General features: G+C 58.3%; 20 protein-coding genes. 7 read left to right on the top strand and 13 right to left on the bottom strand.

All coding sequences use genetic code 11. From position 1 onward, the window contains the following. Nucleotides 1-166: 166 nt before the first annotated feature. The 4 genes from GNX18_RS04095 (at nucleotide 167) to GNX18_RS04080 (ending at nucleotide 6,520) form a co-directional block, all read left to right on the top strand. The gene (locus GNX18_RS04095; RefSeq protein WP_166215566.1) at nucleotides 167-3,142 is read left to right on the top strand and encodes an insulinase family protein; all 2,976 of its coding nucleotides are present in this window, start codon (nucleotides 167-169) and stop codon (nucleotides 3,140-3,142) included. A 10-nt stretch (nucleotides 3,143-3,152) separates the two neighbouring features. Next, a complete protein-coding gene (gene cmoA, locus GNX18_RS04090) occupies nucleotides 3,153-3,893 on the top strand; it encodes a carboxy-S-adenosyl-L-methionine synthase CmoA (RefSeq protein ID WP_166215564.1) in 741 nt (246 codons plus the stop codon). A gap of 16 nt (nucleotides 3,894-3,909) precedes the next feature. After that, a complete protein-coding gene (gene cmoB, locus GNX18_RS04085) occupies nucleotides 3,910-4,887 on the top strand; it encodes a tRNA 5-methoxyuridine(34)/uridine 5-oxyacetic acid(34) synthase CmoB (protein ID WP_166215562.1) in 978 nt (325 codons plus the stop codon). Nucleotides 4,888-5,134: 247 nt separating this feature from the next. Continuing rightward, nucleotides 5,135-6,520 carry an L-serine ammonia-lyase gene (locus tag GNX18_RS04080; protein ID WP_166215560.1) on the top strand — a complete coding sequence of 462 codons (1,386 nt, stop codon included), beginning with the start codon at nucleotides 5,135-5,137 and terminating at the stop codon, nucleotides 6,518-6,520. 18 nt (nucleotides 6,521-6,538) lie between these two features. Here GNX18_RS04080 and GNX18_RS04075 read toward each other — a convergent pair whose 3' ends face one another. From GNX18_RS04075 to GNX18_RS04040, 8 genes are all read right to left on the bottom strand, one after another. Continuing rightward, nucleotides 6,539-7,336 (bottom strand): class I SAM-dependent methyltransferase, encoded by a 798-nt coding sequence (locus GNX18_RS04075; RefSeq protein WP_166215558.1) that lies wholly within the window; start codon nucleotides 7,334-7,336, stop codon nucleotides 6,539-6,541. A gap of 32 nt (nucleotides 7,337-7,368) precedes the next feature. Beyond that, nucleotides 7,369-7,737: an STAS/SEC14 domain-containing protein gene (locus tag GNX18_RS04070; RefSeq protein ID WP_166215555.1), complete on the bottom strand. Its 369-nt coding sequence runs from the start codon at nucleotides 7,735-7,737 to the stop codon at nucleotides 7,369-7,371. A gap of 122 nt (nucleotides 7,738-7,859) precedes the next feature. Then, a complete protein-coding gene (locus tag GNX18_RS04065) occupies nucleotides 7,860-8,360 on the bottom strand; it encodes a hypothetical protein (protein ID WP_166215553.1) in 501 nt (166 codons plus the stop codon). A 322-nt stretch (nucleotides 8,361-8,682) separates the two neighbouring features. Next, on the bottom strand, nucleotides 8,683-9,174 hold the full coding sequence (locus GNX18_RS04060; RefSeq protein WP_166215551.1) for a hypothetical protein: 492 nt from the start codon (nucleotides 9,172-9,174) through the stop codon (nucleotides 8,683-8,685). Between the two features lie 156 nt (nucleotides 9,175-9,330). Further along, complete coding sequence (locus GNX18_RS04055) at nucleotides 9,331-9,981, bottom strand: OmpA family protein (protein ID WP_138235434.1); 651 nt, start codon at nucleotides 9,979-9,981, stop codon at nucleotides 9,331-9,333. A 692-nt stretch (nucleotides 9,982-10,673) separates the two neighbouring features. Next, a complete protein-coding gene (locus GNX18_RS04050; RefSeq protein WP_166215549.1) occupies nucleotides 10,674-10,901 on the bottom strand; it encodes a SlyX family protein in 228 nt (75 codons plus the stop codon). Nucleotides 10,902-10,958: 57 nt separating this feature from the next. Next, nucleotides 10,959-12,104: a serine hydrolase domain-containing protein gene (locus GNX18_RS04045; RefSeq protein ID WP_138235432.1), complete on the bottom strand. Its 1,146-nt coding sequence runs from the start codon at nucleotides 12,102-12,104 to the stop codon at nucleotides 10,959-10,961. Between the two features lie 146 nt (nucleotides 12,105-12,250). Then, on the bottom strand, nucleotides 12,251-13,084 hold the full coding sequence (locus tag GNX18_RS04040; protein WP_138235431.1) for an ion transporter: 834 nt from the start codon (nucleotides 13,082-13,084) through the stop codon (nucleotides 12,251-12,253). 155 nt (nucleotides 13,085-13,239) lie between these two features. Between GNX18_RS04040 and yciH the strand changes: the two genes are divergently transcribed. Further along, on the top strand, nucleotides 13,240-13,563 hold the full coding sequence (yciH, locus tag GNX18_RS04035; protein WP_138235430.1) for a stress response translation initiation inhibitor YciH: 324 nt from the start codon (nucleotides 13,240-13,242) through the stop codon (nucleotides 13,561-13,563). A 16-nt stretch (nucleotides 13,564-13,579) separates the two neighbouring features. Here the strand turns inward: yciH and GNX18_RS04030 are convergent, their stop codons facing one another. Continuing rightward, nucleotides 13,580-16,198, bottom strand: coding sequence for a hypothetical protein (locus GNX18_RS04030; protein ID WP_166215547.1), 2,619 nt, complete (start codon nucleotides 16,196-16,198; stop codon nucleotides 13,580-13,582). A gap of 217 nt (nucleotides 16,199-16,415) precedes the next feature. After that, nucleotides 16,416-17,897, bottom strand: a complete 1,482-nt coding sequence (locus GNX18_RS04025) for a sodium:alanine symporter family protein (protein ID WP_166215545.1) — start codon at nucleotides 17,895-17,897, stop codon at nucleotides 16,416-16,418. Between the two features lie 218 nt (nucleotides 17,898-18,115). Here GNX18_RS04025 and GNX18_RS04020 point away from each other — a divergent pair, with 218 nt between their 5' ends. Together GNX18_RS04020 and greB are read left to right on the top strand one after the other, a co-directional pair. Further along, the gene (locus GNX18_RS04020) at nucleotides 18,116-20,089 is read left to right on the top strand and encodes a S9 family peptidase (RefSeq protein WP_166215543.1); all 1,974 of its coding nucleotides are present in this window, start codon (nucleotides 18,116-18,118) and stop codon (nucleotides 20,087-20,089) included. Beyond that, the gene (gene greB, locus GNX18_RS04015; RefSeq protein ID WP_138235426.1) at nucleotides 20,089-20,601 is read left to right on the top strand and encodes a transcription elongation factor GreB; all 513 of its coding nucleotides are present in this window, start codon (nucleotides 20,089-20,091) and stop codon (nucleotides 20,599-20,601) included. The genes GNX18_RS04020 and greB overlap by 1 nt, the downstream gene beginning before the upstream one ends. Nucleotides 20,602-20,741: 140 nt before the next feature. Here the strand turns inward: greB and GNX18_RS04010 are convergent, their stop codons facing one another. The 3 genes from GNX18_RS04010 to GNX18_RS04000 all read right to left on the bottom strand — a co-directional run bounded on the left by GNX18_RS04010 (nucleotide 20,742) and on the right by GNX18_RS04000 (nucleotide 23,241). Then, the gene (locus tag GNX18_RS04010) at nucleotides 20,742-21,533 is read right to left on the bottom strand and encodes a helix-turn-helix transcriptional regulator (protein WP_166215541.1); all 792 of its coding nucleotides are present in this window, start codon (nucleotides 21,531-21,533) and stop codon (nucleotides 20,742-20,744) included. A 204-nt stretch (nucleotides 21,534-21,737) separates the two neighbouring features. Continuing rightward, on the bottom strand, nucleotides 21,738-22,295 hold the full coding sequence (locus GNX18_RS04005) for a YbhB/YbcL family Raf kinase inhibitor-like protein (RefSeq protein WP_240914220.1): 558 nt from the start codon (nucleotides 22,293-22,295) through the stop codon (nucleotides 21,738-21,740). 301 nt (nucleotides 22,296-22,596) lie between these two features. Further along, complete coding sequence (locus GNX18_RS04000) at nucleotides 22,597-23,241, bottom strand: nucleotidyltransferase family protein (RefSeq protein WP_138235425.1); 645 nt, start codon at nucleotides 23,239-23,241, stop codon at nucleotides 22,597-22,599. Between the last annotated feature and the right edge of the window lie 130 nt (nucleotides 23,242-23,371).

Raw genomic sequence — 23,371 nt, 5'->3', positions numbered from 1 at the left:
CTTTCCCCTATCAACTACATTTATGGCAACTTTGCCGTACCTGTGAAATCTGCAGAGCGCCGATTGCACAGGCGCCTGTTTACTCATGTCGGAAGTTTCGCATCGGCGGCGCAGGTGTCAACTCAAACCTGTCAACCCTGTCAATTCGCCGCCCCGGAGCGCTAAAATGGCCGCCGTTTCTGCCAGCCGGCGCTACCGGCAACTGCAATTCATTCAATGGAGCCGTCATTTGAGCAACGTACATCCAGCATTCGAGCCGATTACCAGTGCCGAAATTGAATCTCTCGGTGTGCGCGTGGAAGAGTATCGCCACCGCCGCACCGGTGCCCAGCATCTGCATATCGCTGCCGACAATCCGGAAAACGTGTTCCTGGTGGCGCTGCGCACGGTACCGGAAGATTCCACTGGCGTCGCGCATATTCTCGAACATACGGCGCTGTGCGGCAGCGATAAATACCCGGTGCGCGATCCGTTCTTCATGATGATACGGCGTTCTCTCAATACCTTTATGAACGCCTTTACCAGCTCCGACTGGACCGCCTACCCCTTCGCCAGCCAGAACCGCAAGGATTTCGACAACCTGCTGGACGTATACCTGGACGCGGTATTCTTCGCGCGTCTCGATCCACTGGACTTTGCCCAGGAGGGCCACCGCCTGGAATTCGCGGAAGCCGACAACCCGGACAGCGATCTGGTGTTCAAGGGCGTGGTTTTCAATGAGATGAAGGGCGCCATGAGTTCGGTGACGTCCCAGCTGTGGCAGAAGCTGAGCAAATACCTGTTCCCCAGCACCACCTACCATTTCAATTCCGGTGGTGAGCCCGCGGACATTCCCGACCTCAGCTATGAAGAGCTGGTGAACTTCTACCGCACCCACTACCACCCCAGCAACGCCATTTTCATGACCTTCGGCAATATCGAGGCGGCGGAGCATCAGGCGATCTTTGAAGAAAAAGCCCTGCACAAGTTTGATCGACATCACGAAACCATCGAGGTAGGCAGGGAAAAACTCTACGTAGCGCCGGTGCGGGTGGAAGAAAATTACCCGCTCTCCAGCGAGGAAGGTCTGGAGGAGAAAACCCATATCGTGCTCGGCTGGCTGCTGGGCGATGTGACCGATCTTGAAGAGGCAATGACCGCGCACCTGCTCGCCGGTGTGTTGCTGGACAACAGTGCTTCGCCACTGATGCACCTGCTGGAAACCAGCGAACTGGGGCATTCCCCCTCCCCCCTCTGCGGCCTTGACGACTCCCAGCGCGAGCTGGTGTTTGTGTGTGGTATTGAGGGCAGCGAGCGCGAACGCGCCGATGAGCTGGAAAAGCAGGTGCTCAAGGTGCTCGAAGACGTCGCGGAAAACGGCGTGCCCTACGAACAGGTATCCGCCGCCCTACACCAGCTTGAACTGCAACAGCGCGAAATCGGCGGCGACGGTTACCCCTACGGCCTGCAGTTGATCCTTACTGCATTGACCGGCGCCACCCACCGCGGCGACGCCATTGGCCTGCTCAATATCGACGCCACCCTGGAAAAACTGCGCGAGCAGATCAAAGACCCGAAATTCATTGCCGACGCCGCACGCAAGCTTCTGCTGGAAAACCAGCACCGGGTGCGCCTGGTACTGTCACCGGACCCGGACATGGCCCACCGCGCCGAACAGGCCGAGAAAGCCCGCCTGGCACAGATCAAAGCCGGCCTCGACGACGGTGAAAAACATCAGATCATGCAGACCGCCAAAGCGCTGGCCGAGCGCCAGTTGCGCAAGGACGATGAATCCATCCTGCCTAAGGTGGGCGTGGAAGATATTCCGCCGGAACTGCCCAAAGTGGAGGGCGAGGAAATCGACCTGGACGGCGCCAAGGTCAGCCGCTACAGCGCCGGTACCAACGGCCTCGTGTACCAGCAGCTGGTCGCCACCCTGCCCGAGTTTACCGAGGAGGAGCGCAGCCTGCTCCCCTACTACTGCCAGACCCTGTGCGAGCTCGGCCTCGGCAGCAAAAGCTACCTTGAAGTGCAACAGTGGCAGGCTGCAGTAGCCGGCTCCCTGCACGGATTTACCAGCCACCGCACGGCGCTGGACGACCTGCACAGCCAATCCGGCCATTTCATTCTGTCCGGCAAGGCGCTGGCGGCAAATCAGGCCGCACTGACCGAACTGATGCAGGCAACCATCGAAGACGTACGCTTCGACGAGCTGCCGCGCATCAAGGAGCTGCTGTTGCAGACGCTCGCCCGCCGCGAACAGTCTGTGGTGGGCAACGGCCACGCCCTCGCCATGGCCGCCGCCAGCGCCGGCTTCAACCGCGCTGCCGCCGATGGCCACGAATCCGGTGGCCTGCTCGGCCTGCGACAGCTCAAGGCGCTGGTGAAGTCCCTGGATAGCAGTGCCGGGCTGGAAACCCTCGCCGGCAAGTTCGGCGCGATCCACCAAAAGATTGCCAATGCCAAGCGCCAGTTCCTGCTGATCGGCGAAGACGAGAAGCTGGGCGACTTTACCCAGGCGCTGAAACCTCTGGTCGCCGGCGGTGCGGAAAGCCACTTTGACGACAACGCGCCGTTCTCCCCGCACAAGGTCCAGGAGGTGTGGCTTGCCAACAGTCAGGTTAACTTCTGCGCCAAGGCCTACCCCACGGTGTCCATGTCCCACGCGGATGCCCCGGCGCTCGCAGTGCTCGGCGGCTTCCTGCGCAATGGCTTCCTGCACCGCACCATCCGCGAGCAGGGCGGCGCCTACGGCGGCGGTGCCAGTCACGATGTGAACATCGGCGCCTTCCGCTTTTACTCCTATCGCGACCCGCGCATGGCGGACACTCTGAAGGATTTCGACGCGTCCATCGACTGGCTGCTGAACGAGACCCACGACGATTCGCAGGTGGAAGAGGCTATCCTCGGCGTGGTAGGCGGTATGGACAAACCCGGCTCCCCCGCCGGTGAAGCCAAGAAAGCCTTCCACTCCAACCTGTACGGCCGCACCCATGCGGTGCGCCAGGAATTCCGCCGCAAGGTTACCGAAGTCACGCGGGAGGACCTGCAGCGGGTGGGCAGAACGTACTTGAAGCCGGAAAAAGCCAGCACCGCGGTGGTGACCGGCAGCCAGGGCCGCGAGGCTGGCCTGGCGCTGAACCTGCACGAAGAGAAGCTGTGAGTTGCCGGCAGTGAGCAAGAAGGACGACATCTTTGCCAAACCGCTCGGCCAGGTGGCCGGGTTCAGCTTCGACCAGTCGGTAGTGGAAGTCTTTCCGGACATGATCCAGCGCTCGGTGCCGGGCTACACCACCATCGTGGCGATGATCGGCACCCTGGCCGAGCGCTATGCCCAGGCCGGTAGCCGCTGCTACGACCTCGGCAGTTCGCTGTGCGCGGCCACCCTCGCCATGCGCCACCGGATCCCGGCGGCGGATTGCGAAATCATCGCGGTGGACAATTCTCCGGCGATGATCGAGCGCGCACGCACCGTACTGGCCGCTGACAGCGGCCAGATCCCGGTGCAGCTGGTGTGCGACGACCTGCAGAATGTGGCCATCGACAACGCCTCAGTGGTAGTGCTGAACTTCACCCTGCAGTTCATTCCCACCGACGAACGCGAAGCCATTCTGCAGAAAATCCACGACGGCCTGCGCCCGGGCGGCGTACTGATCCTGTCGGAAAAGGTCGCCTTCTCCGACGTGGATCACCACGAACTGATGATCGACCTGCACCACTCGTTCAAGGCCGCGAATGGCTACAGCGCGCTGGAAATCGCGCAAAAGCGCAGCGCGCTGGAAAATGTGCTGATCCCGGAAACCCTGCAGGAGCACCGCGCCCGCCTGAAAAATGTAGGGTTCAGCAGCGTCGATGTATGGTTCCAGTGTTTTAATTTTGCCTCGCTAATCGCCATCAAGCGCCGCGACGGCTGACAGACCTTCGTCATCCATGATTGACTACACCCCGCTTTACGCTGGACTGCAGCATATTCCCGCGCTGCGCCCCTGGCTCGCCACACTGCCGCAACAGATTGCCGAGGGCCTCAGCCCTGCGCGCTGGGGCGATCTGCCGGACTGGCAGGCCGTATTGCAGGCGCTACCGGAGATTGCACCCTCTTCTATCGACGTTGCAGACGAGGTGCGTATCGGCAGCGCCGCCGACACCAGCAATGAGCTGCGTCAACTGTTGGAATCGCAACTGCGCAAACTGCACCCCTGGCGCAAGGGCCCCTGGACCCTATTCGATATTTGCATCGACACCGAGTGGCGCTCGGACTGGAAGTGGGACCGCGTAGCGCCGCACCTGCACGATCTCAAAGATCGCGTGGTACTGGATGTGGGCTGTGGCAGCGGTTACCACTGCTGGCGGCAGTATGGTGCCGGCGCGCGGCGGGTCATCGGCATCGATCCCTCCGCCAAATTCGTCGCGCAGTTTTACGCGCTGAAGAAATACCTGGGACTGGAGAAACCGGTGGATGTGTTACCGGTCGGTATCGAGGCCCTGCCCACCAATCTGCAGGCCTTCGACACCACGCTGTCGATGGGGGTGCTCTACCACCGCCGCTCGCCGCTGGATCATCTGCGCGAACTCAAAGAGACCCTGCGTCCCGGTGGCCAGCTGCTACTGGAAACCCTGGTCGTCGAGGGCGGACTCGGAGACTGCCTGGTACCAGAGGACCGCTATGCGAAAATGCGCAATGTGTTTTTCTTCCCCAGTACCGCCACCCTGGAAAGCTGGCTGCGCAAAACCGGCTTTGTGGATGTGCGCACCGTGGATCTGGATCGCACCCGCCTGGAAGAACAGCGCAGCACCGACTGGATGCACTTTGAATCCCTAGTGGATTTCCTCGATCCGAATGACCACAGCAAGACCATCGAAGGCCACCCAGCCCCGCTGCGCGCGACCCTGACGGCCACCGCGACGTAACCGGCAGATCGCGACCAACCCTTCCCTTTGATCCGCAATATTCCATGCGCCATGGTGCAGCAAATTAGTCGTTTGTTGCACCAGCTCTAGCGCGCGCCAAATAATATTTTGAATTCCTGCCCGTATATTGCGCCGCTGATAGGCTTCAGCGAACGTGTCCGCTCTGAGCAATAGGCCTGCGGGCCATATAACTACACTTATATCTGCGCCGGGACTTCCGGCGCGCGACGAGAGACACCCCGCACACATGAGTATCAGTGTTTTCGAGCTGTTCAAAATCGGCGTTGGGCCCTCAAGCTCCCATACTGTTGGCCCCATGGTGGCAGCCAGGCAATTTGTCTGCGACCTGGAAGCCCGTGGCGAACTGGTAAAAACCGAGCGCGTCGAAGTACATCTGTACGGTTCCCTCGCCCTCACTGGCATCGGCCACGGCACCGATATGGCGGTGTTGATGGGACTTGAGGGCGAAGCCCCCGACACCATCGATGTGGATCGCATCGACGGGCGTCTCGCATATATCGACGAGCACCTGCAGCTGATCCTGAACGGCACCCGCGCCATCCACTTTGAGAAGGGGCGCGATCTGCAGTTCCACCGGGATGTATTCCTGCCACAGCACTCCAACGGCATGACCTGCAAGGCCTTCGCCGACGGCGAGCTGCTGTTTCAGCGCAGCTATTTCTCCATCGGCGGTGGCTTTGTGCTGTCGGAAGAGGATTTCCAGAACAAGGACCAGATTGCCACCCTGCTGCCCTATGACTTCAGCTCCGCGCAGGAAATGATGAATGTCTGCGAGCGCCACGGCTGGACCATTGCCGAGCTGGCAATGGAGAACGAGAAGGCATTTCGCAGCGAGCAGGAGGTAAAAGACGGCCTGTGGCACATCTGGGAAGTGATGGACGCCTCCATCCAGCGCGGCTGCCACCAGAAAGGTGTGCTGCCAGGAGGCCTCGGTGTGCGCCGCCGCGCCGAAGAGCACTACCGCGAGCTGTCGAAGCAGACCGAAGATGAGCGCCGCCAGGGGCTTGCCATCCTCGACTGGGTGAGCCTGTATGCACTCGCGGTAAACGAGGAAAACGCGGCCCGCGGACGTATTGTCACCGCCCCCACCAACGGCGCCGCTGGCGTGATTCCGGCCACCATCGCCTATTACGTGAACTTCGTGCACGAGGCGGAGAAGCACGGGGACCTGAAAGATCAGGTGGTGGAATTCCTGCTCACCGCGGGCGCTATCGGCATGCTGTTCAAGAAAAACGCGTCCATTTCCGCAGCGGAGGTGGGCTGCCAGGGAGAGATTGGTGTCGCCTGCTCTATGGCGTCCGCCGGCCTTGCGGCGGTCCAGGGCGGCAGCAATCAGCAGATTGAAAACGCCGCGGAGATCGGCATGGAGCACAACCTGGGACTCACCTGCGATCCGATCGGCGGACTGGTGCAGGTGCCCTGTATTGAACGCAACACCATGGGCGCGGTGAAGGCGATCAATGCCGCGCGCCTGGCCCTGCGCGGTACCGGTGCACACATCGTGCCTCTCGACAGTGTGATCGAGACCATGCGCCAGACTGGTATCGACATGCAGAGCAAGTACAAGGAAACGTCACTCGGTGGGCTCGCGGTCAACGCGGTCAACTGCTGAAAAAGCCCAACCTTTTCGTCACCCCGGCACGCCGTGCCGGGTATAGAGATCGAAGCGGCCGGATTTGCCCTCGAAACGCAGGTTCGGTTTTGCGCCGGCGAGGTCCGGCGCAAGCCGCGGTCTTTTCACCACGGTGCGGTAATAACAGGCCGCGTAGGCTGGCGCCAGCAGCGCATCCGCGTCTTCGTCAGCGCCCACGATTTCGTGAAACGCCACCATGTCTTTTTTCACCCTGGCGCTTTTTTCGCGGCTCGGAAACATGGGATCCAGATAGATCACCGGGATGGACTCCGCCGGTTGCGCTTCAAGCCATTCCACTGCGCTTTCTATGCGCGGTTCCAATACCAGGCGCTCGGCGATGGGGGCGAGCTCAATATCTCTCTCCGCGGCCTCCTGCAGGCGCCTGACGCCATCGGCCAACAACGCGTGTACCAACGGATTGCGCTCCAACATTCGCACTTCGCACCCGAGAGACGCCAACACAAACGCATCCCGCCCGAGACCCGCGGTGGCATCGACAACCCGCGGATAGAACCCACTGCGCACACCCACCGCCTTGGCAATCTGCTGCCCCTTACCGCCGCCGTATTTACGCCGGTGTGCAGCAGCGCCAGAGACAAAGTCCACCGCAATCGGACCCGGCGCCTTGCGCCCAGTGGCACAGAGCTGCAGCCGCTCGCCACAACTCAGCACATACGGCTGGTCGTCGATGTATTTTTCATCCACCAGCCCGAGAAACGGTAACTGCAACTGCGCCGCCAGTGCTTCGGCCTGCTCGGAATACGACGGCTCTGCGGCGATGACTGCCAACGGCATAACGGGCTTTTCCTTCGCTCAAAGCGGGGAATTTAACCGGGATAGAGCAGCCATTCCAGTGCGGATTCAGCGTCGTCGGCGGGAAACGGACGCACTTCGGCGCCAACAAAGTGATTTAGCAGCTGCGGCATAAAGCCGAGCAGTGCATTGTCGGAAAGCACCGCGATGCGATGCACATGGCGGTGCTGGTTGCGGGTAAACACACAGTGAGAAACCAGAGCGGCGAAATTCTGCCAGCCGCGAAAGTGGCGCGCATCGATCAACAGCCCCTGAAGATAACCATGCTGGCAGATAACGGGATCGACCTGCGCTGCGAGTGCGCGAAACTCCGCTGGCTTCAATTCCGCAACCGGGCGGATCTCCAGAATGTCGTGGTGGTGATGCCAACAGTGCTCAATCATCGGCTGTCAGAGTTTTGTTACTGCTCTTTTCAGCCTAGGAAAGAATGCGGCGGCGGGAAAGAAAAAAGGCCGCGAATATTCGCGGCCTTTGGCAGACACCGTTAACGGTAGGCTCCGGGCGCTTACTGCTGCGGCTCCTTTTCGGTTTTGTCTTCGCCGCGGAGCTTGTCTAAGGCATCCTCGGCGGCATCTTTGGTTGCGTCACCGGCATCCTTGATCGCGTCACCGGCGTCTTCGGCGGCATCTTTAATAACGTCACCGGTCTCCTTTGCCGCACCCTCGATCGCATCACCGGCTTCTCTGGCTTCATCGCGCAATGAGTCAGAAGACTGAGGCTCGTCGGTGATGGGCGCTACGTCATCGTCATCTGGTGGCATGGTGGACTCAGAGTCTGGCGGCGTAGTGGTGTCCGGTGGAGTAGTGGTGTCCGGTGGAGTAGTGGTGTCCGGTGGAGTAGTGGTATCAGGCATACCCGAGTCGCTGTCTGGTACCGGCTGGGTACTTTCCGCAGGCGGTTTCTCCAGTTTGTCATAGGCGTCGTCCGCACTGTGGTCCGTTCTCTTCGCCATAAAATAGCCGATGATCAACAGCAGAATTATCAGTGGTAACAGTAATTTCTTCATATACCCAATGACCCCTGGTCGGTTGTGCAGGATTCAGAACGAGCTGGGCCAACCTCTACCCGTTGCGCCAGTTGACGCGATATCAATTTGCCCTGTCGTTACCGGTCAGCGCCACAACGGATTTCGCAGAATGCGGGATTGCAGAAGAAGTCGGCGCCAATACTGATAAGAATAATCTTCAATGGCCGCACTTCAAGGAACATTGTTCCCGGAATCAAGTATTAATTGCTATTAAACAACCAGCGGATTATTTAGGCGGGATCTATATGGTTGCGCCTTTTGCGGGGAAACAGGCTGATGCAACGCGGGCAGATATGAGCGGTCACCCCTGTAGGTAGCGGTCCAGTTGTACCAGCAGATTCTCCGCCTCGCCATCCGCGACGGCCGCTTCGCAGCTTGTCAGCTGCAGGCGCCCCTCGGTGTCGACACTCGCAAAAATCAGGTACTGCTCGCCCTCATGAAGCTTTTCTTCACAGTCGTCCAGTGTCTGCCGGAATGCCAGTAACCTGGCGGACTCCCCTTTCCACACCTTCTCTGCCACACCGGAATAGACGTATCCGAGGATCGCCATCATACCCGGCTCCGATAGCGCGTGGTCGATCATACGGTGCACGCCGGTGATGCGGACTTTTGCCACCAGCTCGGCCTCGGCAACACGACGTGACACGGCTTCGTCGAGCGGCAGGTCACTGCCACCCTGAGACTTGTCGGACACCGCTGGATGCGCTTCGAGATTGCCCGCGTGCAGCGCGGCATCAGATACGCGCTCATTGGCACAGCCCGCGACGACTGCCACGGCTGCCATCAGTGCCATCCCGCACGCCATACCTGGCCCTGTATAAATAGATGGGCGATTCAACACTTCCCCCTTCGCAATCCCTGCGCTCTACCCTTGGTTTCTTTCCCTGCCATTTTCGCCTGTCACCAAAATCATCAACAAAAAAGGGCGCCGAAGCGCCCTTTGGGTCTGTTACTGCAGCGGCAGCAGTTCAAGCTCCACACGACGGTTGGCCTGACGGCCGGCGTCGCTGTCGTTGCTGGCGATGGGGTAACGCTCACCATAGCCGACCGCCTGCACGCGACCAGCGGCAACACCGCGGGAACCGAAGAAGTTGGCCACGGACTGGGCGCGACGTTCACTCAGGGTCTGGTTGGTAACGTCGGAACCCGTGCTGTCGGTGTGGCCGCTTACACGAATTGCTGTCTTGTCGAATTCTTTCAGCACCAGGACTACGGAGTCCAGAGTGCCGTAGAAATCGGTGCGGATTTCGTAGCCGCTGGTCGGGAAGGTGATGTTGCCCGGCATGATCAGGCGGATATTGTCGCCCTCACGCTGAACCCGTACACCGGTACCTTCCAGCTTCTGGCGCAGTGCCATTTCCTGGCGGTCCATGTAGTAACCGACACCGCCGCCAATGGCTGCGCCACCCAGCGCACCGGTGATGGCGCCTTTCTTGCGATCGCTCTTGCTGGCGGTTGCCGCACCGATGATGGCCCCAGCTACGGCACCAGCACCCGCTCCTTTGGCGGCATTGCTGGTTTTACTTTCCTGTGTGTAGGGGTCCAGAGTGGTACAACCAACCAGTGAGCCCAGGGCAAGAATTGCTACCCATTTTTTCATTTAAGCTTCTCCTAACGCTTTTACTGATAACCGGTAAAAATACGGCGGTTGAATGCAGTATCGCTTCCGAAATCTGACTGGAAGCTGAACCACATTCGCCTTGGGCACGAAGACTATGCGCAAAGTCCTCTAAGGTCTACTGCACAGATCCCAAATTTGACGCCCTCTGCATTTCATTTTGCCTGCCGCGAACAAACCCGGATTTCGTTTCCTTGGGAAACACCCGGCGCCGGTCATTGCCACCGACGGTTGATTTCGGTGTGCCCGCCTGTAATGGGTTCTTCCACAAGATCTGTGGATAACTTTGTGCATGAACGCAATAAAGTCGACCCAAGCCGGCGCCATCTCTTGCCCCCAGCGATTTGCGCACTTTTTGGCCCCAAAGATTTATTCCTTAAAAATCAGTAAGTTACAAGATAATTCGTTTTTCCCGTACCAATTTGGCGGCTCCATGCACCACTACCCACAGGCCGCGTGAACATGTGGAAAAAAACTTGTCAAGGCTTGACCGGGGGAGAACGGCAGGATTCCGGGAGATTTCCAGAAACTCGGGTGGAAATACGCGCTGCGGGAAGAGTTTACCCCGTTGCGGTGACAGTTTAGTGATGGCGCCCACGACGAGTTGCCGACATTTTGACCAGCGTCCAACAGAGAGCGGCGAAGACAAAGTGCGCGCCGGCACTGGAAACGGTTCAATAATGAGGTGGCTTTTCGTCCTCCGGCTTCGACCCCTTCTGCAGTTCATAACTGAGGTCCTGGTATTTTTCCGCCACGTCCTTAACCCGCCCCAGCAGGGCGCGAAGCTGCGCGTCCTGCACCGCAATCACATCGTTCAGTTGGGACAGGGTGTCCTCCTGGAATGCCAGGCGGGTTTCCAGTTCATCCACTCGCGCGGCAAGCCGCGTTACTTCATCGCTCATGGTGCTCTACCTGCGTTCAAATCCCGATTGCCGTTTCTGTATTCCGGTGTTCGACACTTACAGCAGTCGGTAAAGACACTGCATGAGCCCCACCGCTCGCTGATCCATAAACAGGCTTTGCCCCATACGCGAAGTGACGTAGCCGAAACCCACCTCCGCCAGCGGATCGGCAAAGCCGATGCTGCCGCCGGCACCGGGGTGGCCGAAGCCCGCGGGACTGCCGAAATAAAGATCCTGGGCCTCCCCAGATCGAATAAAGCCACAGGCGAATGCCACCTCGGCCTGAAGGATGGCATCCTGTCCGCGACTCTGTTCCTCAATGGACGTTCGCAGCAGATCCGCCGGCAGCAGCGCAGGTGCTTCGCTCGCGAGATCGCCGTAGATCGTCGCCAGGTCCCGCGCGCTGAAATGGCCGTTGGCCGCCGGAATCAGTGCACCCCGCCACGACGCCCCATTGGTTCCCATCATCAGGGTGACGGGGTTGGTAAACGCGGTAGCCACCGGGCCCTGCCGATCCTCCTTAATGGAGCGGCCAATGGCGTTATCGCGCAGTTCCGGCAGCGGCTTTTTCAGAGGGCCCACATCGGCAATGCTTGTTGAGCGGTGGCCCACCGCGCCGAAGCCGCCGTCCAATGCCAGGGGTTCCGCCACTCCCTCGCAGTACAATGACATCAGCGACAGGCCACTGGCCTTCTCGATCAGACCACCCAGTGTCCAGCCGTAGAGGAATGGCGCATAGCCCTGCCGCGACCCCGGTGTCCACCAGGGTTCCGTGGCCGCCACTTGCCTTAGTGCCGCCTCCCAGTCATAGATCAGGTCGTCGGCAACTTTTTCCCGAAACGCGATGACTCCGGAGCGGTGACAGAGCAACTGCCGACCGGTGATATCCTGCTTGCCGGCGGCGGCAAATTCCGGCCAATAGTGCGCCACCGGCAGATCCAGATCCAGCCGGCCCGCCGCTACCTGTTGTAGCGCAATGAGGGCGAGCACACCTTTGGAAGAAGAAAACACATTGGTGAGCGTATGCTCTTCGAATGGCCGCGCACCATCGCGATCGGCACTACCGGCCCACAGAGAGGCGACAATCTCTCCCCGCAGCACAGCACAGAAGGATGCCCCCGTATCTCCATGATCGCGAAAGTTGCTGGCAAAAGCGTCGTACAGGGCTTCATAGCCCGGTGCGCAGTATCCCTGGATATCCATTGGGAGAAGTCCGGTATCTGAGAGGGTTAGACAGACCGGCACACCTGGGGCGCGACCGGCCAAAACGGGGCGCAAGGATAGCGGATAGCGCAATGACTGTTAAGGAAACGGACAAAGGACTCCCCGAGACCCGGCGATGCGCCTGGTCAGTCACTCGGCGTGGGTTCGAACTCCTCAAGCCGGTAGCCGCAGTGCTTGCAGAATTCGGAGTCTGCATCGTGGCCGGCGCGGCCGCAGTTGTGACAGCGGGCCAGCTGTTTTTCCCGACCCAGCTCGTGTGCCAGTTCCGCGGTGACTATGCCGGTGGGCACGGCAATGATGGAGTAACCGATCAGCATGGTCATGGAGGCGATGGTTTGCCCGAGCGGGGTGTGCGGGGTGATATCCCCGAACCCCACGGTGGTGATGGTGACGATCGTCCAGTAGATACTCTTGGGAATACTGGTAAAGCCGTGCTGCGGTCCTTCGACCACAAACATCACACTGCCAAAGATGATACAAAGTACGAGTACACCAGCATAGAACACCAGTATCCGCCGCCGCGCCTGCCACAGGGAGCGCGCTAGTATGTTGGCGTCTCTCAGGTAACGCACCAGCTTCAGAATCCGGAAGATCCGCAGCACGCGCAGCAAGCGGATCACCATCAGGTAGGTGGCACCGGTGAAAATCAGAGCGAGATAACTCGGTAGAATCGCCAGCAGGTCGACAACACCGTAAAAGCTGAAGATGTACTCCCGCCGGTCCCGGGCACAGTAGATCCGCGTCAGATATTCCACGGTAAACAGGGCGGTAAAAAACCACTCCAAGACGAAAAAAACTTCGCCATAGCGCACCCACCAGCTCTGCACCGATGCCAGCAGCACCAGCGCCACGCTGAGCAGGATGGCCCAGATCAGGACAACGTCAAAAAGTTTACCCGCGGGGGTATCGGTACCGAAGATGACTTCGTTCAGCCACTTGCGGGCTCCAGTCAGCGCCATTCGCTCTTTTCCTTCTTGGCGGATGCATACTCGGACATTCTAGCCGAACCCGGCTCCGAAACCTCAACCTGCGCGCCCTTGGTCTGATCCCCTCTTTATCGAAATCCCGCGCTTCGCTATCCTTGCCCGCCCATCATCGACGTACCAGCAGCCCCATGAGCGACAAAAACCGACTCGTCTATTCCACTGACCGCGGCCGCATCAAAGAGGAACCGCCTAGTGAGAGACGCCACCAGGGCGACGGCTATGTGCGCATCCAGCGCGAGACCAAGGGCCGCAAGGGCAAGGGCGTGACCTGTGTGCGCGGCGTGGAGGGTACCGACAGCGAGCTCAAGCTGCTATTGGCGGAGCTAAAAAAGCGCTGTGGGTGCGGCGGTGCGCTGAAGGACGGCGTGATCGAAATCCAGGGCGACAAGCGCGATGAGATTAAGCTGCTGCTGGAGTCCAAAAACTACAAGGTAAAGCTGGCCGGGGGTTGATCCCGGCCTTCTCAACTCAAATGACCGCTGCCAGGCGCAGCGGCTTGATGTTGCGGCGCTTTTCTTCTGCCAGACACAATCCCAACAGGCGCGCGAGCAGTAACTGATATCCCTCGTGCACCACCGCACTCGCGTGTTTGCAGCGCAATTCCAGCGCCTGCAACTGGCTAATGAGTTCTCCTGACCGGCTGTGGCCGGTGATGACAACCTCTCCTTCCCCGCAGGCGGCCAGTTTCTGCAGCAGATCGTCACTCAGCAGGCCCTCGTTGTGCGTGGCAACCTGATAAACCTGGCGGATCTGTTGTACCGCCAGAGGTGGATATTTCTGCAGCAGCGCCGCGGGCAGCTCACCGACGGCGTGCTGCTCGATCATTTCGCACACCAGATCGCCAGTGCGTTCCAGGGCGCAGAGCGGCTCCCGCAGCTGCTCAAACAGGGCGAGTTTTGCCAGCAGCGCGCCAGCCGTATTGCGCTCCGGCGTATCCATACCCACTACCGTTTTGCGTATGCGCTGGAGGAACATGGCATGTATCTGCCCTCGTTGCTGCTGGCTCTCCTGGATGCGCACCCGGTTGTGTTTGCGGGTTTCGTCCGCGGCTGCAGGCGTGGTACCGGTGAGATGATATTTGCGCGGGTCGATACGCACGTTGGCGCGCACCAGCGCCGCCCCCAGTTGGATGCGCGCGCCGTGCAATTGCAGTTGTCCGTGGCGCTGTTCCAATTCCTGTAAGTCCACCAGGCGGGCGCGCAACCAGTCGATGGTCTGCTGCAGGTCCAGCTCCGCCAGCTCTGCATTGGCTGGTCCACTATTGGGTAGGAACTCCCGCGGAATCACCCGGTTGAAATACTCTGTCAGTGTCTGTTGAGCCTCCTCGACCTCCCGGCTGGCGGTGAGTAGCAGATGATTCTCCACCGCGCGGCAACTGTCGTCCGCCCCCACACGGCTGACTCTGATACATAATCCGTCGAAGTCCAAGAACAGCTTCGGAAAGGAAAAGTCACCGCGCGCCAGCAGAGGGTTGAAACCGCGCTCCTCAACCGCGGCAATGCGCTCGTGCCCGGCGGGCTCCGCCGGGCTCCAGCAGTCGGTGGTCTCACCCATCGACATTTCGATACTGGCCCGGGTTTGCTCATCGAGATTGGCACGCAACCAACGCACCGCTTGCGGGACATTGGCCAGACGCTTGCCCACCAATTGCGCCTCGCGGTTGATTTCTCCACATACCAGATCCGCATGTAATAACTGGTTCCAGCGCTCAGCAAAATCGGCAAACCCATCGCTGCCGATGATCTGCGCGGCGGCGCAGTCTGCACGGGTCTCCAGACGCCGGGCCAGGGGTCCACTGGCGGCGCGATGCAGCCTGAGCAGACGATCGGTAACCGGCACCAGCGCCAGCCCGCAACTGGCCAGCAAGCGGTGCAGCGGTTGAAGAATTTTTGCGGTTCCCGCCCCGGCGCTGAGCAAGGTCAGTTCCTGCTCCATCGCTTCCTGCATCTGCTGCAGTCGCTGCACTGGCGTCAGCGCGAGCTCGCCGGCAAGCCTGCTCCAGCGCCCGTGAAAGCCGCACATGGATCTGGCGATCAGCGCCAGCACGTCACTGGCTTTCAAACTGGCCACTGCGGCGAGCCCGAGACTCAGCCTCGGTTGCCCGGCCGTGTCCTTCCTCACGCGAATTTCCGCCCCGGGCGTCACCTCCACCAGCGCGCCGGTAGTGGCACTAGCGGCCGAGAGGTTGCGCGGCCCCGCCAGCCTGCCGGTAATCCCCAAGCCGACCTTTTGTTGCAGTATCTCGAGCAACAGAAACAGCCCTGGCGCCTCTTGCTTGCGCAACCGCTCACCGGCCACGCCATCCACTGGAGAAACCACGGGAAAGAAATAGGGAATAGGCAAAAGCGCCGCAAACACACCGAGCAGCACCAGCTTAACGAGCACGCCCCCCATCGTGGCGAAACCGAAAGAGCCCTCAAGAATGGCCGCCGGTATCGCCCACAGTGTCAGCCCCGCGTAATACACGCACAGGCCAAACATCAAGCAGAAAAGCGCCGGCACCAACGCCGCGCCGAACATACCCGGCAGTATGGCCAAGCGGCCGGTATTCACGTTAACTTCGGGCGCGCTCTCCGGGAGAAACAGCGCTTCCAGTTGGGCGCGGGCGCTCGCCATTGCGCCCGTGTCACCGCCAGGAAGCTCCTCACGGGATACCTGAACACGCGGCCGGTTGGCTGGCAGGTCTTGCGAAGACAGGCTGCCCCCTGCTTTTTTCGTATCCGCCGATGACGTATCGACTAGCCCGGCGGGAAGTGCCGCGACCGGAGCCGTTTCTGCCACCTCCGGATTCAACTTCGCCTTGCGCTGGCGGGCAAACTGCAGTCGGGCAAGGATTGCGCGGTTGTCGAACTTGCCCGCCGGATGCACCTCGATTTTCAGGCCGATCTGCTGCAGCTGTGTGCGATACTGCACCACCTGCGCTGGAGTCAGTTGATCTTTGATCACCCAGCCCTTAACAAACAGTTTGCGCGCCTGCTCGGTCTTGATAGAGAACGCACTAGCCATCTGCTGCAATACCTCCGCCGGCGATTTGGCACGGAGAGTTTTACCCGCAGAAACAATCTGGAATTTTTGCTGGGCTGACATCGGGAGCTCACTGCACAGGGCTTGCTGGATATAGGAAGGCGTGAGAGTAAAAGATTCCCCTTGAGCGGTGTGCGCACTGGTTCTCAGACAGCCGGCCAGTCAACGGCGAATGACAAAATGGCAACGGGCATCACAAGGTGATCGCTAACGCCATCGCAGCCGGAACCCGATACCACGTCACGGGAAGTGATTGACGGCAAAGACTGCGCCTCTTCAATCAGGGTTTGGACTCCGGTGTCCAGACCTCAATCTCTACCCCGCGTATCGGATGCTGGCGGGCGTCGAATACCGGCTCTGCAATCCCATTGCGTCGCTGTGTCTCGTAATCCGCGAATACGCGAACTGCCACACCGGAGAGCAGTAGAATGGCCAGTAGATTGGCAGACGCCATAAACCCCATAGACATATCAGCCATATTCCACAGCAGCGCAAAGTTGTCGGAACTACCGCTATACGCTACCCAGGCCCCGAACAGGATGAAACAAAGGTACAGCGCCCGGTAACAGAAAATCGACGTGCGGGTATGCCAGAGGTAAAAGATATTGGTTTCCGCGTAGTAGTAGTTGGCGATGAGGGAGGTAAAGGCAAAAAACAGCAGTGCTATCGCCACAAAGCTGTTTCCCCAGGGCCCCACCTCACTGGCCAGCGCCGTCTGGGTCAGGGTTACCCCTTCTGCGGCGCTGCTCAGTTCCACATTGCTCAGCAGAATAATCGCTGCAGTAGCAGTACAAATCATGAACGTGTCGAGAAATACCGACGCCATCTGCACATAGCCCTGCACCACCGGGTGTTTTACATCTGCCGCCGCGCCAACATTGGGAGACGATCCCATCCCGGCCTCATTGGAAAACAGCCCGCGCTTAATCCCATTGGCCACCACCGCACCAAAGGTCCCTGCCCCTATTTCCCGCAAGCCGAAAGCACTGCGAAAGATTAATCCGAACACCTCCGGCATACGGGCGAGGTTGATCGCCACAATATACAGGGCAACGGCGATGTAACAGAGCGCCATAACCGGGACTACAACGCCCGCAAAGCGACCGATGGATTGGATGCCGCCGAACACCACCAGCGCTGCCACCAGCGCAATCGCCGCACCGATCAGCAATGGATTGATCCCCCACGCCGCATGTATCGCTTCCGCCATGGCGTTGGCCTGAACAGCGTTGAAAAAAAATCCGAAACAGAAAATCAGGAACACGGAATACACCACGGACAACCACTTCCACTTCTTGCCCAGCCCTTTATCGATGTAATACGCGGGGCCGCCGCGAAAGGTTCCGTGAACTTCCCCCCGCTCCTTAAACGTCTGCGCAAGAGTGTTTTCGATAAAACTGGTGGCCATGCCCACCAGCGCCACCATCCACATCCAGAAAATGGCACCAGGACCGCCAGTGGTAATGGCCACCGCGACACCGGCAATATTGCCGGTACCCACCCGCGCTGCGGCACTGGTGGCAAATGCCTGAAATGAGGACACGGAATCATCGTGTTCCTTGCGAAAACTCCGCGCCATTACATTGACCATATGGCCAAAGGCGCGGATCTGCACAAACCCGGTGCGCACCGTGAAATACACTCCGGCAGGTAACAGCGCCGCAATCAGGATACCCAGCCACCATATGCCGCCGATGCCACCCCAGGCAATGTGGTTGCCGACATTGATTACCGAGCTCAACCCATCAAGTAACGCCTGCATGTCCCGCTCCCTGCCCTGCTCTTCTCCGTGCTCACGTGCGCAATGTGCCGCCGTAAAAGATTAGCAGCCGCATTTTGCGAAGCGGGTATCTTTTGTTCAGACTGAAACCAGGCCGGGGAACGTAGAAATACTGTCCGCCCATTGTTATCAATAAACGCGGGCGTAAAATGCGTCCTTAGAAAATCCACTTCCGATCACCAGAGACGTTGACCGCAGCTATGCCCAACACTTCGCCACAGAAACAAATCGCGCCCTACGGCAGCTGGGCCTCAAATATCAGCGCCGACCTGCTCACCGCTGGCAATGTGCGCCTGAGTGAAGCGCGCCTGTTTGACGGTAAAGCCTACTGGCTGGAGTCCCGCCCCGCGGAAAAAGGCCGCTCGGTGCTGGTGGAATACGACCTCGACAGTGAAAAGCCTGCGCCCAGGGATCTTATCCCCGCGCCCCTCGGCGCCCGCACCAAGGCGCACGAATACGGTGGCGGCGTCTACACCGTTGGCAACGGGTATGTCTATTTTGTGCTCGCCGCCGACCAGCGCATCTACCGCATCGCCCCAGGCAGTGATATCCCCGAACCCGTCACACCGGCTGGTCCCTGGCACTTCGCTGACCTGCAGCTGGACCAGCGCAGGAACCGCCTGATCTGCGTGCAGGAAGAAGAAAGTGAGTCCGGATGCGAAGCCGTCGCGCGCCTAATTGCCATTGCGCTCGATCGTAAGCAGGGAGAGGAGTTCGGCAGAATCACCGTGCTCGCTGAGGGCGCGGATTTCTATTCCAATCCGGCGCTGAGTCCGGATGGACTGCAACTGAGCTTTCTGCAGTGGCACCACCCGGACATGCCCTGGGACGCCACCAAGTTGATGTTGGCTGAACTGGATGAAACCGGCGCAGTTGCCAAAGCCCGCCACATTGCCGGCGGCAACGGAGAATCCATTTTTCAGCCCCAATGGTCACCGAGCGGCCAGTTGTACTACATCTCCGATAAAAGCAACTGGTGGAATATTTACCTCGCAGGCAGCGACCAACCCCTGTGGGATCTCGACGCCGAATTCGCTACCCCGCAGTGGGTATTCGGGATGTCCACCTACGGTTTTCTCGATGATGCGCGAATCTTCTGCACCTTCACTCGGAGCGGCCGCTGGCAGCTGGCGCTGTTGGACCTGAACACCGGTCAACCGCGGCTGCTCGAGCACAGTGGCTGCGACTTTGAAAGCATCCACTGTACCGGCGACCGCGCCCTCTTCATCAGCAGCGGTACCGCGGACTTTCCATCTGTGGTGATGTACCAGGCCGACAGCAACCGTTTCACCACCATTGCCAGCAGCAGTGCCGCGCCAGTGGAAACCAGTTGGTTCTCCCGCGCTCAAACCATAGACTTTGAACACGAGCACCGTCTGGTGCACGCCTTTTACTACCCACCCTGTAACCCCACCTACACCGCGCCAGCAGGTGAGAAGCCGCCGCTGATCGTGTTCGGCCACGGTGGCCCAACGGGTGCCACCTCAGCCGGACTCAACCTCAAGGTGCAGTACTGGACCAGCCGAGGCTTTGCCATCCTCGATGTCAACTACTCCGGCAGCACCGGCTACGGTCGCAAATACCGCGACCGCCTGCAGGGCCAATGGGGAATCCTCGATGTGGAAGATGTGTGTGCCGGCGCGGAATACCTGGTGCAACAGGGCCTCGCCGACCCCGCGCGTCTGCTGATCAAGGGTGGCAGCGCCGGCGGTTATACCGTATTGGCAGCACTGACCTTCCACGACACCTTTTCCGCCGGAGCCAGCCACTACGGTATCGGCGACCTGACCACGCTCGCCCGCGACACCCACAAATTCGAATCCCGCTATCTGGACAAACTGGTCGGCCCGTGGCCCGAGGCAGAGTCTGTGTACCGCGCCCGCTCGCCTATTAATCACATTGAGCAATTGGATTGCCCGGTGATCTTCTTCCAGGGTATGGAAGACAAAGTGGTACCGCCGGACCAGGCAGAAACCATGGTGGTCGCCCTGCGTAACCGTGGTATTCCCGTGGCCTACATCACCTTCGAAGATGAGGGCCACGGCTTTCGCGGTGCCGACAGCATTAAGCTGGCGCTTGAAGGTGAACTGGAGTTTTACAGCCGAATATTCGGTTTTCCGCTGCCCACCCCGGGACCGGGAATCAAGATCGACAACCTGCGGGAGGTATGCTGATGGGGCGCTGGAGACCGCCGCGGCCTCGCGGTTCGCGCTACATCACACCGGAAGGCGCGCGCCGCATGCGTGCGGAAGTAAAGCAATTATGGGAAGTGGAACGGCCACGCGTTACGCAGGCAGTCAGCGATGCCGCCAAATTGGGGGACCGCAGCGAAAATGCTGACTACATCTACGGCAAGAAAAGACTGCGGGAAATCGACAGCCGGGTGCGCTTCCTCACCAAGCGCCTGGAAGAAATTACCGTGGTCGACCGTATTCCCGACGACCGGGAAAAAATATTCTTCGGCGCCTGGGTGACCCTGGAAGACGAGCATGGTGTAGAAGTGAAATACCGCATCGTTGGCCCGGATGAATTCAACGTTAAGGAAGGCCTGATTTCCATGGACTCCCCTGTCGCCCGCGCCCTGCTCGGCAAGCGACTGGATGATGAAATTGAGATCCAGCAAATGGAGCAGAGGGTTACTTACTACATTGTAGAGATTGAATACCCCTCCCCCAGTGCTGGCTAACAGCGACATATTTCATATGTATTCTTCCTTCTAGATTGGCAACAAAATGTGGTTGCATCTGAGTGGCGACCACATGAGCACTGACTATATTAGAAGGAACTGGCAGCGCCCGGCACCCACAAAACCGTCAAGTTTTCGCCCTAATCCATCTTACGAGTCTTTCTCAAATCACTCGGTGTCATGCCGAACAGCATTTTGAATTGGTCAGTAAAGCGCGATTGAGATTGGTACCCACAACGTTCTGCGATAAGTCCGATAGGCTCGATAGTGCTTTGAACCAAATGCAGCCCAAAGCCAAGTTTGGTTCTATTTTTAATGTCCTGCACACTGGTTTTTTCGGCCTTCAACTTGCGCCGCAATGTCGATTCACTCATACACAGCAAGGTACATAGGCGCTCTACGCCCCAATCATCAGCAATATTCTGATTAATAATTTCATACACTTGGTGACTTAAGCTCGGCGGCTCGGCGATGCCACATACTTCTTCGTGACCAGACAAATAAATAAGATTCAAAAGTTCTTGTTTACGAAACTTCAGCGCACCTTTGGGCACTTGGGTCGAAAACTCAATGAATTGTGCAAGAGCGATACTCAACGGCTTGTTGATCTCGCCCAGAAAGTACCTTTTAGTACTTTTCGGTTTATGCCTGAACTGACTAAAATCCGCGTAGTCAAATTCCAGCAGCACAGCAAAATATCCATCATTCCTGCTACTCGGAATATTTCTCATATCCACATCGGGACTATTGGAGAGAAAGACAAAGCTGCCAGCAGGACACTTTTCCCGCTCCTTTCCTAGTAGCTTGGTACCACCGAGGATAAAGATTAACAGCGGCCTGATGACTGGCACATTGGCCAAACGCTGTTCTTTGACCGAAGAATAGACAGAAAAAGGTAAATCAGAGTGAGTATCGACGGCAGCTTTAGCCATCTCCTTCAGCTTTTCATACGAGAGGCATGCTTGAGAATTTAGATTAACTGAAACCACAGCGCTTCCTATTCATCCATTGGCATAACGTCCACCAGCCTTTATTGATTATTAATCAAATCGGAGGCGTCTTAAGTTTTACACATTCTAACAGCATTTAAGACGCCAAATTTAGTCTGCGCTACAAACATACCAGATGACGGCCGATCACTTGCGCTCGTACAAAGCCTCAATTTTTGCTGTAGCCAGCGAGTGAGCTTTAACCATGTAGCCAGTCAATGCGCCAGAAGCCCCTTCAGGCAGCGTCAGCTTTTTCGACAGCGCATACAGAGTAAATTGATAACGGTGTACACCGTGACCTTTTGGTGGGCAAGCGCCTCCGAAGCCTTTAGCACCGTAGTCATTGGTGATATTGATGCTGCCCGCAGGTAACAAGTTCTTTCCCGGGTCGCCGGCACCGGCATCAAGATTATTTACCGAAGCAGGAATGTTGACGAGTTGCCAGTGCCACCATCCGCTTCCAGTGGGCGCATCCGGATCGTATACCATCAACGCATAGGCTTCGGTACCTTCCGGCGCTCCACTCCAGGAAAGTTGCGGAGATTTGTTGCCACCACTACATCCGAAGCCCTGAAATTCATGCTGTTTCGGCATGAATTCACCATTGGAGATGTCTTTGCTATCCAAAGTGAATGTCCCAGCCAAAGCAGTACCGGACAGAAAGATCGACAGCGACAAAGTCAGTTTAATAATCGAACGACGCACAGGAAGTCTCCAACTGTGATTTAAAAAATGAATTTACATGTTCTGCGACTCGAAAATTAGCGACAAAACCGCTAAATTTTCGCCCTGATCCGTCAATCAGCGGTATTTAAAGCCGGGGCCCCGAACGGCACCACTACAAGCAGACCAAGAAGAAAAGCGGAATTTTGCAATCCGGAGAGCTTCCGCTTCAAGAAGTCGCTGACATCGTTGGCGCTGAGCAACCTATTACATCTGTGCGATCGAATACCCGGAAATTTCAATGGGAGATTAAACTGCTCTCATTTTGAGATAGGCGCTATTTTCACACAGATTTATACAAAGCTGCTGGCGCTATCCGCACCCAGTCCTCGAGATCTTTTTGCGTATCAATATCGACCGACGCTTCCGGCATATTGTATTCGGAGACAGGGACATCCGAACTGTAAAGGAGCCGCTTGGCACCTCGGTCATTCGTGAGGGATTTCAGCTGCTGGAAACTGTTTTTTGCGAAAATTGCCGGTACGCCGCGGCGGCCGGCATAGTAACCGCAAGCGATGTTATTCCATTCAAACTGATCAATCAGGGCTTCAATATCATTGGCGGTAATCGCAACCTGGTCAGCCAACAAAATTAAAATCCCGTCAAAATCGCGCTCCAACTGCGATACGCCTGCGGCAATCGAGTGTCCCAAGCCATTTTTCCAGGCCGGGTTGTAAATCAGTGTTACGTCGGTCAAGTCTCCATCCCTCTGCGCCTGAACGATCGAGGTGTGCCAGGCACCGGTAACCACACAGGTATGCGACACCAAATGCCGCACCTGCTTGACCATTCTCTGCACCAGAGAGGTTCCATGAACGGTCGCCAGCGGCTTGCAACCACCGAATCTCCGTCCCTCTCCGGCCGCCATGATCATGGCGGCAATAGATCGGGATTTGATCGCTTCCGACGTCATCGGCATATCCATCATGAGAACTGATATTTAGGTTCTGGTTTCGGTGCTGGCAGTACCGGTTCCAGCCAAGTGAAATTTCCGGCGCGTTTTAGATCTAGTGACTGCTCGGTTACAAATAATGTCACCGGATTCATGGCAAAGCCCC

This window comes from Microbulbifer sp. SH-1, assembly GCF_011326135.1.
Lineage (GTDB): Bacteria > Pseudomonadota > Gammaproteobacteria > Pseudomonadales > Cellvibrionaceae > Microbulbifer > Microbulbifer harenosus.
This window is presented reverse-complemented; position numbering and strand designations above follow the sequence as displayed.